General features: G+C 64.8%; 13 protein-coding genes. 7 read left to right on the top strand and 6 right to left on the bottom strand.

All coding sequences use genetic code 11. From position 1 onward, the window contains the following. The first annotated feature begins 55 nt into the window (after window positions 1-55). Together VSX79_RS06420 and VSX79_RS06425 are read left to right on the top strand one after the other, a co-directional pair. A complete protein-coding gene (locus VSX79_RS06420) occupies window positions 56-1756 on the top strand; it encodes a CHASE4 domain-containing protein (protein WP_326915229.1) in 1701 nt (566 codons plus the stop codon). Then, on the top strand, window positions 1728-2471 hold the full coding sequence (locus VSX79_RS06425; RefSeq protein WP_326914866.1) for a TorF family putative porin: 744 nt from the start codon (window positions 1728-1730) through the stop codon (window positions 2469-2471). Before VSX79_RS06420 ends, VSX79_RS06425 begins: the two co-directional genes overlap by 29 nt. A 493-nt stretch (window positions 2472-2964) precedes the next feature. On the opposite strand, the gene VSX79_RS06430 is transcribed toward VSX79_RS06425, so the two are convergent. The 4 genes from VSX79_RS06430 to groES all read right to left on the bottom strand — a co-directional run bounded on the left by VSX79_RS06430 (window position 2965) and on the right by groES (window position 8104). Beyond that, entirely contained in the window at window positions 2965-3750 is a 786-nt protein-coding gene (locus VSX79_RS06430; RefSeq protein ID WP_326914867.1) for a hypothetical protein, read from the bottom strand. A 134-nt stretch (window positions 3751-3884) separates the two neighbouring features. Continuing rightward, on the bottom strand, window positions 3885-6002 hold the full coding sequence (locus tag VSX79_RS06435; RefSeq protein WP_326914868.1) for a putative bifunctional diguanylate cyclase/phosphodiesterase: 2118 nt from the start codon (window positions 6000-6002) through the stop codon (window positions 3885-3887). A gap of 121 nt (window positions 6003-6123) precedes the next feature. Beyond that, entirely contained in the window at window positions 6124-7743 is a 1620-nt protein-coding gene (gene groL / locus VSX79_RS06440) for a chaperonin GroEL (RefSeq protein ID WP_326914869.1), read from the bottom strand. Window positions 7744-7789: 46 nt separating this feature from the next. Beyond that, window positions 7790-8104, bottom strand: coding sequence for a co-chaperone GroES (groES, locus tag VSX79_RS06445; protein ID WP_326914870.1), 315 nt, complete (start codon window positions 8102-8104; stop codon window positions 7790-7792). A 260-nt stretch (window positions 8105-8364) separates the two neighbouring features. On the opposite strand from groES, the gene VSX79_RS06450 reads away from it, so the two are divergent. From VSX79_RS06450 to VSX79_RS06465, 4 genes are all read left to right on the top strand, one after another. After that, complete coding sequence (locus tag VSX79_RS06450) at window positions 8365-8592, top strand: hypothetical protein (protein WP_326914871.1); 228 nt, start codon at window positions 8365-8367, stop codon at window positions 8590-8592. Continuing rightward, window positions 8589-8858: an usg protein gene (locus tag VSX79_RS06455; protein WP_326914872.1), complete on the top strand. Its 270-nt coding sequence runs from the start codon at window positions 8589-8591 to the stop codon at window positions 8856-8858. Before VSX79_RS06450 ends, VSX79_RS06455 begins: the two co-directional genes overlap by 4 nt. A gap of 163 nt (window positions 8859-9021) precedes the next feature. After that, window positions 9022-9393: a PRC-barrel domain-containing protein gene (locus VSX79_RS06460; RefSeq protein ID WP_326914873.1), complete on the top strand. Its 372-nt coding sequence runs from the start codon at window positions 9022-9024 to the stop codon at window positions 9391-9393. 299 nt (window positions 9394-9692) lie between these two features. Beyond that, window positions 9693-11000: a glycoside hydrolase family 130 protein gene (locus VSX79_RS06465; RefSeq protein ID WP_326914874.1), complete on the top strand. Its 1308-nt coding sequence runs from the start codon at window positions 9693-9695 to the stop codon at window positions 10998-11000. Between the two features lie 78 nt (window positions 11001-11078). Here VSX79_RS06465 and VSX79_RS06470 read toward each other — a convergent pair whose 3' ends face one another. Then, window positions 11079-12596, bottom strand: a complete 1518-nt coding sequence (locus VSX79_RS06470) for an MFS transporter (protein WP_326914875.1) — start codon at window positions 12594-12596, stop codon at window positions 11079-11081. 14 nt (window positions 12597-12610) lie between these two features. After that, window positions 12611-13153 (bottom strand): CinA family protein, encoded by a 543-nt coding sequence (locus tag VSX79_RS06475; RefSeq protein WP_326914876.1) that lies wholly within the window; start codon window positions 13151-13153, stop codon window positions 12611-12613. Between the two features lie 274 nt (window positions 13154-13427). Here VSX79_RS06475 and VSX79_RS06480 point away from each other — a divergent pair, with 274 nt between their 5' ends. Further along, complete coding sequence (locus tag VSX79_RS06480) at window positions 13428-14021, top strand: urea carboxylase-associated family protein (RefSeq protein ID WP_326914877.1); 594 nt, start codon at window positions 13428-13430, stop codon at window positions 14019-14021. Window positions 14022-14044: the final 23 nt, after the last annotated feature.

Genomic DNA, 14044 nt, shown 5'->3' on the forward strand with positions numbered 1-14044 from the left:
CTTTTCGCGGCTGGAGACCAAGGAAATCGAGGGGCATGTCGAGCGAAGCAAGGCGATGCTCCAGCTATTCGAGGATACCGCCAAGACGCGCGCGCTCGACTGGGCGGTGTGGGACGAGAGCTTCGAATATCTCCGGTCGCCCAACCGGGCCTATGAAGACGCCAATCTCAATTTGAGTTCGATGCGCAATATCGAAATTTCCGCCATGAGCCTCGTCCGCTTCGACGGCAGCCTCGGCAAGACGATATTTTTCGATCTGCAAAGCGGCGAACCCGACCTCGCCGCGGCATCGCGCTTCGAGCAAAAGGTCTCAAACCCGCGCTTCGCCGCGATCATGCGCAGCGCCGAGGTCAAGACCGGGTTCATGCGCGTCGGGGACCGCGTCCTCGTCGTCGCCGGCGCGCAGGTGCTTCGGAGCGACGAGACGGGCACCCCTCAAGGCTATCTGGTCATGGGCAAGATTCTCAGCGATGCCGACATCGCGGAGGCCTTGCAGCTTCCAGCACATATAGCGCCCTATGGTGCGACGGATGTTCCGACGGTCACGCGCTCGGCAGGCCGCGTCTCGATCGTGGAGCGCATCGGCGGCTTCGGCGGCGAACCTGTAGCGGCCGTCCGCTTCTCGGTTCCGCGGTCGCTGCACCAGGAAGGGCGCAATCTGCTCTGGCTGACCGTTGGCGGCGTGGCTCTCCTCCTGACCGCCATGATCCTCTTGTTGAACTGGCGTCTGCGCGACGTGTTGATCCGCCCCGTGGCTGCGTTCCAGGCCCATGTGTCGCATATTACAGCGAGCGGCGATCTCGAACATTTCGCCGACGCAGGACGCGGCGACGAGCTCGGCGCGCTTTATCGTGAATTCAATCGGATGACCGACGAACTTGAGAGTCTGCGTGCGAAAGTCGAAGCGCAAAGTTTCGCGATCGGCAAGAACGAGAGCGCGACCGATATCATGCACAATGTGCGAAACGCGATCAGCCCGGTCCAGGCGATTTTGGGGAAGCTCGATCAACGGCTTCGATTTCCGGCGGAAGAGAAGGTCGAACGCGCCTTGCAGGAGCTGGCGGAGCCGGCATCGCCCGAGCGCCAGACGAACCTCGTCGCCTTCGTCAAGGCCGCCATGGAAAAGCTCCAGGCCGACCTGACGCAACATCGGAGTGATGTGCGCGAAGCGCTCCGCAGCGTAGGCCATGTCGATGAAGCGATCACGGCAGTCCGAGCCACCGACCGCTCGCTCGTCGAGGCGCCGGCGAGTTGCGATCTTACGCCGGTCATCGGATCATCCTCCGCCATCGCGCGCCACAGCCATGATGCGGACGTGAACGTCGAGTTCACAGCGCACGAGCGGTTTCGGATTGCGATGCCGCGCGTGCTCCTGGCCCAGATTATCGACAATCTGTTGACCAATGCAGTCGAAGCCATCGCGGCAACGGGCCGCGGGCACGGAGAGATTGGGATCGACGCCGTCGGCGATCCGGGCGACCCGGAGAAGTTCGTTCGCGTGACCATAAGGGACGACGGCGATGGCTTCGCACGCGGCAAGGCTGCGCATTTATTCGAACGCGGCCAGTCAGGCCGCAATAAACACCGGGGTGGGATTGGCCTCCATTGGTGCGCGAATACGCTGAATGCCTATGGAGGGTCGATCACTCTCGAGAGCGATGGGCCGGGTTGTGGTTCGCGCGCAGTGGTGCGGCTACCGCTCGCGAGCGTCGAGGCGGCGTCATGCGATGAAGCAATTGGCGCTGATGCGGCTTGAGATCACGCGTTTTCAGTCCGCTTTCCGAGCAGCCATCGCGCTTGCTTCGATCGCCGCGTGCGTCGCCACCGCGCGCGGCGAACCAACGGAAGCTGCGTCCCCTGCGCCGATCGACGTCGAACTGTCCCTGGCCGCGGTTACCGACTACCGCTACCGCGGGATTTCGCTGAGCGACAAAAAGCCTTCGGCGCAGGCAAATCTGACCGCGACACATGATGCAGGCCTCTACGCGGCGCTGTGGGCGGCGACGATCGCCGACAATGGCGGCGCCGACCTCGAAAACCAGATCTCGCTCGGATATTCCGCCGAAAGTGGCGGTCTGGCATTCGACATCATGGCCGCCTATTATCTATATCCGGGCGCTTCGTCGGACAATTATGCAGAGTTTGCCGCGCGCGCTTCACGCGCTGCCGGCCCGGTCGAAGCCGGCGCCACGATATCCTATGCCCCCGCCCAGGCGAACATCGGCCATATTGACAATCTCTACCTAGGGCTCGATGCCAGTCTTGCGCTTGGCACGTCGCCCTTGACCCTTATCGGTAACATTGGTGTCGAAGATGGCGCGTTCGGCAACCGGAAGCTCGACTGGTCGCTCGGCTTGAACGGCGAGGCGGCGGGGTTCTCCATTGGCCTCGCCTATATCGACTCGAGCCGTACTTCGCGCGATCCGCAAGGGAAACCCACGGTGGTGGGATCGATCAGCAAAATCTTCTAGGTCCCACCATGGGAATAATCCACCACGTCCTGCCCGTGTCCGACGCGATTCATCGTCATCTTGACGCCAGACGATGAAGGTCGCGGTCAGAAGATGAGGCTTGCCAGATAGTGTTTCCATTTCGCTGCACGCGGCGAATTCGCCATTTGAGACAAGCGTCGATGCCACGGCTGATGGCAGGTGGAGCTGGCGAGCGACTTTCGCCTCGACGGGAGCGGCGGGCAAGGCCTGGCTTCTTGCCGCGATCGTCGCTTCGAGCTGGAACAACCTCCCCACCGCCCGCCGGCGCGACGAATTATCCCGTTTTTTCTTTGCGACACGCCGCGAGAGGGGCCATCCCCCTCCGCCGTCTTCCGATTGGAAAGCGGTCTGGTCGTTACCGGCCGGGTTCGGCGGTTGTGTTTGGGAGGCGAGATGCCTCGCAGCGCCTCGCCTGTGCTTGGGTGGTGGAGGATATTCCCGCGCGTGCTGAGAGGGGCGGGCGCCCATCGACCTAATCGGGTCCAGCTTCAAACTGCGCCGACGGAGCAAAGGGGCGCGCGGCATCGACGACGAACAGGACGAGTTGCTCGAGATCGCGCTCCCCGGTGCTGATGAGCTGCATGACCATCTCGGGCGCATGGGCGTTCAGCGTCTGGCCCGCCGCGGCGACCTCCATTCCATGCGCCATCCGCTGAGATACCTCGCCCCGCAGAACGTAAATCGCCTCCGCGCCGGGGTGGCTGTGGACAGGCGTCTTCGATCCCGGCGGCCCTCCGGCAAGATTGACGCGGAGCAGATAGATTTTGGCGGCGGGAGCGGCGATTGGACCAATCCGTGCGACCGTCGCGCCGCCATATGAGGGCATGGCTGCGGGCCCGAGCACGAACAGCCAGTGCCGCCCTGCGGCCGATGCTGCAAGCGCATGACGGCCGATGGACGCGGCGATCGTTGTCGCCTCCTCCAGCGAGGAAAAAGTCTGCACCTGCCAGTATAACTCGCCTTCGGGCAGTGAGGTGACCCGGCGTTCAGCGACCGGCTCGATAAAAAATCCGGCATTGCCTTCGGCGGTCGCCTGCTCCTCCCGCATGGTTTGCGCAGCAACATGGGACGGCAAAAGCGAGGCGGTGAGCGCGATCGTCGTCAGCGTGAAGGATATAGATTTCATATCGACCTCCGGACCGGTCGGGGAACAGCGAGCATAGCATAATTTCGGCGGGACGTGCCGGAGGCAGAAGCAGCGCAAGATCAAGCGATCGCCGCCTTCGCTCCGGATTTTCCGGAACTGGCCGACGCCCAAGTGCGGATTTCGAACCGGCCCTGCACGGGCCGATCTGTCGGACTGGCGCCGGGAGGCTCCGCGCCCGAAGACACAGTCATATCGCGGGCGAAGCGGCCGCTCGTCGCCGGTTGTCCCAGCCAATGCTGTCCCGGTCAATGACGCGCGATTGCCTTTCGCGCGCCGGCTTGCAGCGGCGCGGGCCGCGCCGTGCCCTGCGCGTGCTTCAACAGCAGCGCCGTCGTGGCATCGCGATCGACCGCCTCCGAATATAGATAACCCTGGCCGTGATGACAGCCCGCGGCACCCAGCTGGCGCGCCTGATCCTCGGTCTCGATACCCTCGGCGATGACGCGGATATCGAGCTTTCCGGCGATCTGGAGAAGGCCCTCGACGATGGCCATGCTCGCGTCGCCCGGCGCGAGGCGGGCAATGAAGCTTTTGTCGATCTTGATGATATCGACGGGCACCGTCAGCAGGTGCGTCAGCGACGCATATCCGGTTCCGAAGTCGTCCAGCGCGACGCGCAGCCCCTTGGCGCGAAGGGCTTCGACCGCGCGCTGAACCTGGCGGTCGCCTTCGCCCATATAGACTGTCTCGGTCACTTCGAGGATCACATGTTCGAGGGGCACATTCTCGCGTTTGAACGCGTCTGCCAGGAGGCGGTCGAGCATCCCCCCATGCATGTCCGCCGAAGAAACATTGATGCCGACATGCTGGAACGGAATACCCATGTCGAGCCAGGCGCGAACGTCCGCGGCCACGAGCGCCATCATCCGTTCCGTCATCGCCATCGCGACATGGACGTCATTGGTCGCTTCCTGGAAATCGGCGGCCGCGACGACCCGGCTGCCGACGCGCATACGGCACAAGGCTTCGAGACCGACGATTTCGCGCGTATCCAGCCGCACCACGGGTTGGTAATATGCGTCGATCCGATGATCGCGGAGCGCCGCGTCGACATCGCGGATATTGCCGAGACGGCGCGTAATGTTCGTGCCGAGGCCGGGCCAGTAGCGCACGAACCCTCCGCGTCCCGTTTCCTTTGCATGGTAGAGGGCAAAGTCGGCGTTCTGGCGCACGCGCTCCGCGACCCGGTCGCCGGCGGTCAGCGCGGCGCCGCCGATCGTGGCGCGCGGGATGACCACATGGCCCGCGCACTCCGCGGGCTCGGCAAGAGCGGCCAAAATTGACTCGGCCGTATGGTCGAGGTCCGCCAGCCTGTCCGCCGACTGCAACACCGCGGCAAATTCATCGCCGCCAATACGGAAGGTGGGGTTCGGCGCGACCGCCGCGGCGATGCGTTGCCCCGCGACTTTGAGAAGGCAGTCGCCGGCATGATGGCCAAAGGTGTCGTTCACCACTTTCAGATTGTCGAGGTCGATGACGAACAGCGCCCAATCGCCCGGCGTGCCGCAGTCGAGCGCGCCCAGCGCCGCGTTGAAGGCGGCGCGATTCGGCAATTCGCTGAGCGAATCGACGAAGGCGCGCTGCCGATGCACCTGCATCCGGCGTTCGCGGTCGAGGGCGATGGCGCAAAGATGCTCGCATTGGCGGACGATCTCCCGTTCGGCTTCGGTCGGCCCGCGGCATTCGCGATAGTAGAATGCAAACGTCCCGACGGGCTCGCCGGCGGCATCGAGAATCGGGCTCGACCAACAGGCGCGAAGCCCGATCGGCAAGGCCAGATGACGATAGTCAGCCCACCGCGAGTCGGTCGCGATATCGATTACCGTAACTTCCGAACGCAAATAGGCGGCGGTGCCGCAGGACCCGGTGGTGGGACCCATCTTGATGCCTTCGAGCGCCGCCGAATAGTCGGCAGGAAGACTCGGACCGGCGAGAGGGTGGATGATGCCTGCGCTATCGACCGTCAGGACCGAGCATATCGCGCTTGGGACCAGCTTTTCCGCTTCGAGGCACAGCCGCGCGGCCGTGTCGCCCAGCGGATCGCCCTTTGCGATCATTTCAAGAATGATGTTCTGGAGCTTTAACACCATTTCCCCGGACGCGGCGCCGGCTGCCGAGATGTGGTTCGAACCATGGCTACACCTGCCTGAAGAGGGCTTAAGATTTGCGTTCAAACCCTTTCGAAGCGCACATTGTTCCGGTCTCGCGTTGCGCTTCCAGATTGGTATCCGAACGTCGCTCGCGCTCGCGCGGAATATCGCCGAACCTATCGACTTCCCCTGATCCATGCCCGTCGAGTTGCCGATCGGCATGGCTTTTGCCGGGCGCGACGCGTCCGGCGAGCGGGTCCGGGCTTTGAGCATATAGTCCCGCGCGCGGCCCCCGGTTCTTGACCGGCAATGATCTTGCCAATCCCGTTTTCCGCCTCACATTCGGGTTGGTTTGAGGGTGAGGGCGGCGGAACTCGCCGCCGCCCTTTGTTGGTCAGAAGTCCATCGCCGGCACCGGCGCGGCCTTCTCTTCCTTCGGCAGTTCGGCAACAAGTGCCTCGGTGGTGATCAGGAGCGAGGCGACCGAGGCGGCGTCCTGGAGCGCGGTGCGCACGACCTTCGCCGGGTCGATCACGCCCGCCTTCACGAGGTCCTGATATTCGCCAGAGGCGGCATTGAAGCCCCAGCTATAGTCGTCGCTCTCGAGCAGTTTGCCGACGATCCACGCGCCGTCCTCGCCCGCGTTATCGGCGATCTGGCGCGCCGGCGCGCGGAGCGCACGGCGGACGATGTCGATGCCCGACTGCTGGTCGTCGTTCGCGGCCTTCAGGCCCTCGAGCGCCTTCAGCGAGCGGAGAAGGGCGATGCCGCCGCCGGGAAGAATGCCTTCCTCGACCGCCGCGCGCGTCGCGTGGAGCGCGTCGTCGACGCGGTCCTTCTTCTCCTTGACCTCGACCTCGGTGGCGCCGCCGACGCGGATCACCGCAACCCCGCCCGCCAGCTTGGCGAGCCGTTCCTGGAGCTTCTCGCGGTCATAATCGCTCGTCGTGGTCTCGCTCTGCCGGCGGATCTGCGCGACCCGGGCGTCGATGTCCGACCGCGTCCCGGCGCCGTCGACAATGGTCGTGTTATCCTTGTCGATGACGACCTTCTTCGCCTGGCCGAGCATGTTGATCGTGACGCTCTCGAGCTTGATGCCGAGCTCCTCGCTTACGACGTTGCCGCCGGTTAGCACCGCGATGTCCTCGAGCATCGCCTTGCGGCGGTCGCCGAAGCCCGGTGCCTTGACCGCCGCGACCTTGAGGCCGCCGCGCAGCCGGTTGACGACGAGCGTCGCAAGCGCGTCGCCCTCGACGTCTTCGGCGATGATGAGGAGCGGACGGCCCGACTGCACCACAGCTTCGAGGAGCGGGAGCATCGCCTGCAGGTTCGACAGCTTCTTCTCGTGGATGAGGATGTAGGGATCGTCGAGTTCGACTTTCAGCTTCTCGGCATTGGTGACGAAATAGGGGCTCAGATAGCCGCGATCGAACTGCATCCCTTCGACCGTCTCGAGCTCGGTCGCGAGGCTCTTGGCCTCCTCGACGGTGATGACGCCCTCGTTGCCGACCTTTTCCATCGCTTCCGCGAGGATCTTGCCGACCTCTTCGTCGCCGTTCGCCGAGATGGTCGCAACCTGTGCGATCTCGCTGTTCGCCTCGACCTTCCTGGCACGGCTTTTCAGATCGTCGACGACGGTGCTTACCGCGAGGTCGATGCCCCGCTTGACGTCCATCGGGTTCATGCCCGCGGCGACGGCCTTCGAGCCTTCGCGAACGATGGCCTGTGCGAGCACGGTCGCGGTTGTCGTCCCGTCGCCGGCCTGGTCGTTCTGCTTGTTCGCGACCTCGCGCAGCATCTGCGCGCCCATATTCTCGAACTTGTCGGCAAGCTCGATTTCCTTGGCGACGGTGACGCCGTCCTTGGTGATGCGCGGCGCGCCAAAGCTTTTATCGATCACGACGTTGCGGCCCTTGGGACCGAGCGTGACCTTCACTGCATTCGCAAGCGTATCCACGCCGCGCAGCATGCGATCACGCGCGTCGGACGCAAATTTCACTTCCTTGGCAGCCATTTCTTTCTCCTTCTCGATGTCCTTTCAGTTGCTGGATGATACGGCGTCAGGCCGCCTGTTTGAGCGCCGCTGCCGGCTCGATCACGCCGAGAATGTCGCTCTCCTTCATGATGAGCAGTTCCTCGCCGTCGATGCGGACTTCGCTGCCCGACCATTTGCCGAACAGGATGCGGTCGCCCGCCCTGACGTCGAGCGCGGTCACCGTGCCGTCCTCGGCGCGCGCGCCCGGGCCGACGGCGACGACTTCGCCCTCCTGCGGCTTTTCCTTCGCGGTGTCGGGGATGATGATGCCGCCCGAGGTCTTTTCCTCGGCTTCGATGCGGCGGACGACCACACGGTCGTGCAAGGGACGGAAATGCATGCATAACCTCCATGTTGCATAACGATGATACAGACCGCGCGCCTGTCCGGAACGCGCGGCGCCGAAGAGCTAGGAAAGCGCTTTTTTCGCTTCAAGAGGTTCGTTCGGAATTTTTTCGCCCCTCGAGCGGCAGGCGCAAAAGGCCTCTTTTCAGATGCCTGACGCCTCTTGACGCGACTCGCTTCCTTCCCAAAATCTGTATCTGCGGCGCATCGCCGCACGACGAGAAAGGAATGGCGACAAAGGAAGGAGGCACGATCATGTCCGAGCCATTTTCCCGTTTTCTTCATCCGTTCGACGTAGCGCGCCACCCGAGCCTCGAGCCCGAGGTCAAGCGCGCACTGCTCGCGTCCTGGGCATCGGACCGTTCGGCGGTCCGCGACAAGCCCGCGCTTCGAAAGCCGCCCGGCGTCTCGCGCGCTGTGCCCGTCGACGACATACTCGCGGCGCTGCGGTCGCTCGACGGCGGCGAGGCGCGCGCGTCATGACCGACCGGGCGCTGGTCGCGCAGATGGACGGCTATCGGCTGACGACCGCCGAGATCCATTATTACCGGCCCGATTATCCGTCGTTGCTCCAGCTCTTCGTCTGGCAGGACTATGATCTTCCGCCCGACTTTCCGGTGCTGTTCGACTTTCTGGGATTGTGGCGCCGCCGGATCGAAGCGCCGCTCCACTCGGTACGGATCGCGCATGGCGCGCTGATCGGACCCGCCGCGTGGCGCGGAGCCGACCTTGTCCGATCGGTCGACTGAAGGGCGTCGGGATTGCGCGCGCGAGCCCGCAGTGGAATTGGCGAACGGGGCCGCCCACCGCCTTCGCGGCGCGCCGATGGTTGATCCATTTTAACAAGTCCGGCGGGATAGCCGGCGGGCGCCGCGCGTTTTCGTTGATGCACTCAACTGAAAGGAAGCGCACATGTCTCCCACCGATATCGCCACCGACGAAACCGACCGCCTGATCGCGTCGAACAAGGTCGAGGGCACCGCCGTCTATAACCGCGAGGGCGAAAAGCTCGGCTCCGTGTACAATTTCATGGTCGATAAGCGCGCCGGCCAGGTCGAATATGCCGTGCTCCAGTTCGGGGGCTTGTTCGGGATCGGAAGCGACTATTATCCGCTCCCCTGGGACGTGCTCACATATGACACGCGGCAGGGCGGCTATGTCGTGGCGCTCGACAAGGCCATGCTCGAGAAGGCGCCGCGCTACTCGGGCGACGCGCAGCCGGCATTCGACCGCAATTATGGCCGCGACGTATATGGCTATTACGGCGTCGACTATCCCTTTTGAACGTCCGGCCCGCCCGTCCCCCCCGCATGGCGGCGGGCGGGCGGGCCACGCGACAGTCGTTCGTGTCGGAGGGGCCGGGAGCGCATGCGCTTGATGGAGCGGGAGCAGCCGCATCTCCGGTCGCTGTCGCTTCGCCGCGGCGGCGAACCGGCATCCTGTGCCGGCGGGCTGCGGCAAAGCGAGAGGCTTGGCGCGCCGACCTGAAGCGGGCGCGCGATCGGTGACGGGTTTGGGCTTGCGTTGCTCGCCGGCCCCCCCTTATCCTGTGCGCGCGCCCTCGAAGGATGTTGACGTCGCCTATGCTGAATTGCCGAGCCGTCCAGTCGCCGCTGCGGATCCTGCGCGAGAAACTCACCGCCGACCCGTCGCGGGTCGTGCTGCGTCCCTTTCACCTCGCGTGGCAGGAAAATGTGTCGGAGACGACCCGCGCCGAACTTCTCGTCCGCGACATTCTGGGGCTCGACGAGGACGATGCCGAACTCGAACTCAATGGCATCTGGAAGGATTTTGCCGAACGGCACTGGCAGATCGGAAGAATATTCGACGAGCGCTTCCGTGACATTGCCGAGGATATGCGCCTCGATGAGGGCGCCGTATCGCCCGTCAAGCGAAGGCTGATCGGCGCCTATTTCTGCCACGAATATAGCTATGCCGCAGCCGCGCTCATGAACCCGAGCATCGTGCCGCATCCCGATCAGACGGGCATCGGGTCGGGCCAGCAACGCTTCATCATGTCGATGCGCGCGGTCGGGGAAGGGCACATCAGTTCGGTTGCGTTTCGCGAGGGGATTGTCGGCCCCGACGGCGATTTCACGCTCTGGCCCCAGTCCGGCCCCGCGATGGCCGCCGTGCCCGACGACCGACACCATCTCGAACCCGAGGATGCGACGCTCGTCCATCGCCAGCCCGACAGCGCCATCTCGAACAGCGTGCTGTTTCCGGTTACCGAAGCCCAACGGAACGGGCTGGAGGATTTGCGTCTCGTCCACTTCACGCACGACGATGGTTCGCAGGAGTATCTCGGAACCTACACGGCCTATTCGGGGCATGCGATCCGCTCCGAGCTGCTGCGGACCACCGACTTCGCGAGCTTCAGCCTCGAGCCGCTGGCGGGGCGCGCTGCCCGCAACAAGGGAATGGCGCTCTTCCCGCGCAAGGTCGGCGGCCGCTATCTCGTCGTCGGACGGCAGGACGGCAAGAATGTCACCTTGCTGTCGTCGCCCGACCTTACCCGGTGGGACGATGAGGGCATTGCGTTGCTGAGCCCGCAATTTCCCTGGGAATTTGTCCAGATGGGCAATTGCGGAAGCCCGATCGAATGCGATGAAGGATGGATCCTGCTCACGCACGGTGTGGGCGCGATGCGAAAATACAGCCTGGGCGCGGCGCTGCTCGATCGCGACGATCCCTCGCGCGTCCTTGCGCGGACCGCATGCCCCATCCTGTCGGCGGCCGAAAGCGATCGCGAAGGCTATGTGCCCAATGTCGTATATACCTGCGGGGCTCTCATGGTGGGGAGCGAGATCTTCATTCCCTATGGCATCTCGGACAGCGCCATCGGCTTCGCCACCACGACCGTCGCCGACTTGCTCGACCTGATGGTCTGATCCGCCGATCGCCTTCGGGGTGCCAAGGCGATTGGCGGCCCTGGGCGCCGAACGACGCCGCGCGCTCCCATCGCGCGTTCAGCCGCTTCGCGATCGTCCCTCGTCGCGCTTGCGGTGGATCTGCCGATAGCGCTGGCGCACCTGCATCTCGCGGACCAGGTTCGAGGGGAATTCGGTCAGCGCCTTCAGCCCGGTGACGGTCGAGAAATTATGGATCGAACCGCGCGTCTCCTTGACGACCTGGCGGAGCATTTCCTGTCGGCCGATCTCGCCCGCCTCTTCGACATGGCCGAGGCGGTGAAGCGCGTAGAGGCCGAGAACCGCCGAGAGCAGGAAATAGAAATCCCAGTTGCTGAGCGCGAGCGACAGGTAGGTAAAAACACCCTCGGGATCGGTCCATCGACCGACCAGCTCGAGGCGCCGGACCGCGAAGAAGTCGGCGAGCAGCCCTCCCGCGATGGGTGCCGAGCCCGCAGCGAGCGCGGTGACGACCGCGCTGGCGGCGAGATAGGACGCGGCTTCGCCGCGCGGCGACAGCTTGAGCGCGATATTCGCGGTCGCGAGCGTGACACCCGCTACGGCGGCCCCCATGAAGAGATGAAGCGCGCCGAGCCAGGCGAGCCGCATCGCCGGATCGGCGATCTGCGAGCCGCCCGCCATGCCCGCGATACAGACGATGTAGAGGGGGGCGGCCACGAGCAGCACCGACTTGTTCGCGTAGCGATCGGCAAGCGTTCCCCAGTTTCGAAGCGCGACCGCGTTGGCGATCTGACTGGCGATCGAGAGGCCCATGACGACCGTCATGTCGTAACCGAGCTGGCGCACGAGATAGACGGTGAAGAAGGGCGTCGCGAAGTTGATCGCGAACTGCCAGGTGCCAAGGAACAGGATGAGCCGGCGGAAATTGAGATCGCCGAGCGGACGTCGCAGCTGGGCGAGAAGATGGGTCGCGCGCCGGTCGACGTCGGGCATGCGCGGCTCGGGCATACGCGCGACGATCCACGCGCTGTACAGCCCCGCGGCACATCCCGCGGCATAGAGGCCGGCGAAAGCGAGATCGCGCGCCTGGCTCCTTTCGGGCGTCCATTCGAGCGCGAGCGCGGCGCCGAGGCCGGCGAGCAGGCTCGTGATCGTGGCATAGAAGGTGCGGCGGGCGAAGATGCGACCCATGCGATCCTCTGGCGCGAGGTCGCGCATCCAGCTGTTCCATGCGCAGCCCCCCACGGCTCCGAGCGCGCACAGGACGAGCGTCGCGGTGACAAGCCCGGGCAGCGCAAGCGATCCGGCAAATGGCGCCAGAGCCATGACACCCAGCATCAAGCGGCCGAAGACGCTCGACAGCACGGCGATACGCTTTCGCTGCCGCAGCCGCTCGATCAGCGCAATCGCGGGCAGCTGAGCCAGCTGCGTCAGGAAAGGCAGCGCCGCGAGCAGCCCGATGGTGGAATTGTTGGCGCCCAGATGGATGGCGAAGGCGGTGAGGACCACGCCGGTCGTGAGCGCTGCCGTGGTATTGGAGAAGAGGGCCTCGATCACGAGCCGCTGAAGGCCGCGCTCGCGCTCGGCGTCGGATATGTCGGCTTGCGGTGCCAGCATGGGTTACGCGCGGATCATCGCTGCAATATCTCGAGGACCGCGCCGCGCCCGGAGGCCGCGGGATAGTCTTTGACGAAACCGGCAAGGACCGACAGCGCGGCGAGCGCCGCATGATCGCGCAGCGCGTCGTCATCGAGCGGCCCGAGATGAAATTCGCGGCATTCGGCGCGCTCGCCCGAGCTCGCTGCGACAAATAGAAGGCCGGGTTCCTCATGCTCGGCAACGGCGGAGGGATGGCCTGCGACGGCAAGTCCGGCGTCCGCCGCCGAACGCAGACGCGCGCCTTCGGCCATTGCCAGCGCGACGGGACGCGACACGGGGCCGCACTGGTCGATCAGCGCTTGCGGAACGCCCAGCAATTCGCGCTGGGCCGCTTCGGTGGCGACGACTAGCCCGCGCGCGAACCAGCGCGCCCGCGTATCGACGCTCGAAAGCAGGGCGGCGACCAGGCCGCCGGTGCGATTTTCGGCGGTTGCGATACGAAGACCGCGCGCGGCGGCGCCGGCGAGGACGATCGCGGCGGCCGCTTCGAGCGTTTCGTGAGTCTCGTCAAGCATCGGGCGTCTCCCTGCCAAGCGCGCTCGAGAACGACGCCCGGCCTGGAGACCGGTTCCTCCGGCGGCCCGTTCGGGAGGGAGAAAAGGCGTTTTTCTCAACCCAGGTTAGGAAAAAGGCGGCGCGGGCGCCGAATGCCGATCATTCGGCTGCAAAGGGCGGCGGGGGGAGGGAGCCAAAGCGCTTCCAGCCCGTTTCATTGCTTTGAAATGCCCATTGCGAGCGGACGCGCGCTGCCGTGCGCGATAGGCTCGCTCGCGCGGGAAGAGGTTGGACATGACGGTGAATGTGATCGCTCCGCGGAGCGGCCGGGCTTTCGAAATCAAGGCCGGAGAAATCTTGCGGGTGATCGACCCCGAGGGCGGGCAGGTAAGCGATATGCTTGCTTTCATGGCGGCCGACCGGCGCGAGGCTTTGTCCAATGGCCGCACCTTCGATTATGAGGAGACGATCCGGCTGACCAGGGGCAATCGCCTGTGGTCGAACCGGTCGAACCCGATGTTGGAGATCGTCGAGGACAGCGCGGGCTCGCATGATTTTCTGCTGACGCCCTGCAGCGAGGCGACATTTCGTCATTTCTACCCCGGCAAACCCGTCCATCGCGGCTGCTTCGGCAATCTCGCCGAGGCCCTCGCGCCGTACGGCGTCGGCGAAGACGCCATTCCCGTCGCATTCAATATCTTCATGAACGTGCCGATCGACGGCGACGGCGGGATAAGGGTTCTGGCGCCGACCACCCGCGCCGGTGACTTCATCGCCATGCGGGCGCTCGCCGATCTCGTGGTCGGCCTGACCGCCTGCTCGGCCTATGATAGCTGCGGCGGCAGCTTCAAGCCCATTCAGTACGAGGTCGTAGCCGCCCGGCGATAGCCGTCGGCTCGCGCTCAACCCCT

Source organism: Sphingopyxis chilensis (assembly GCF_035930445.1).
Lineage (GTDB): Bacteria > Pseudomonadota > Alphaproteobacteria > Sphingomonadales > Sphingomonadaceae > Sphingopyxis > Sphingopyxis chilensis.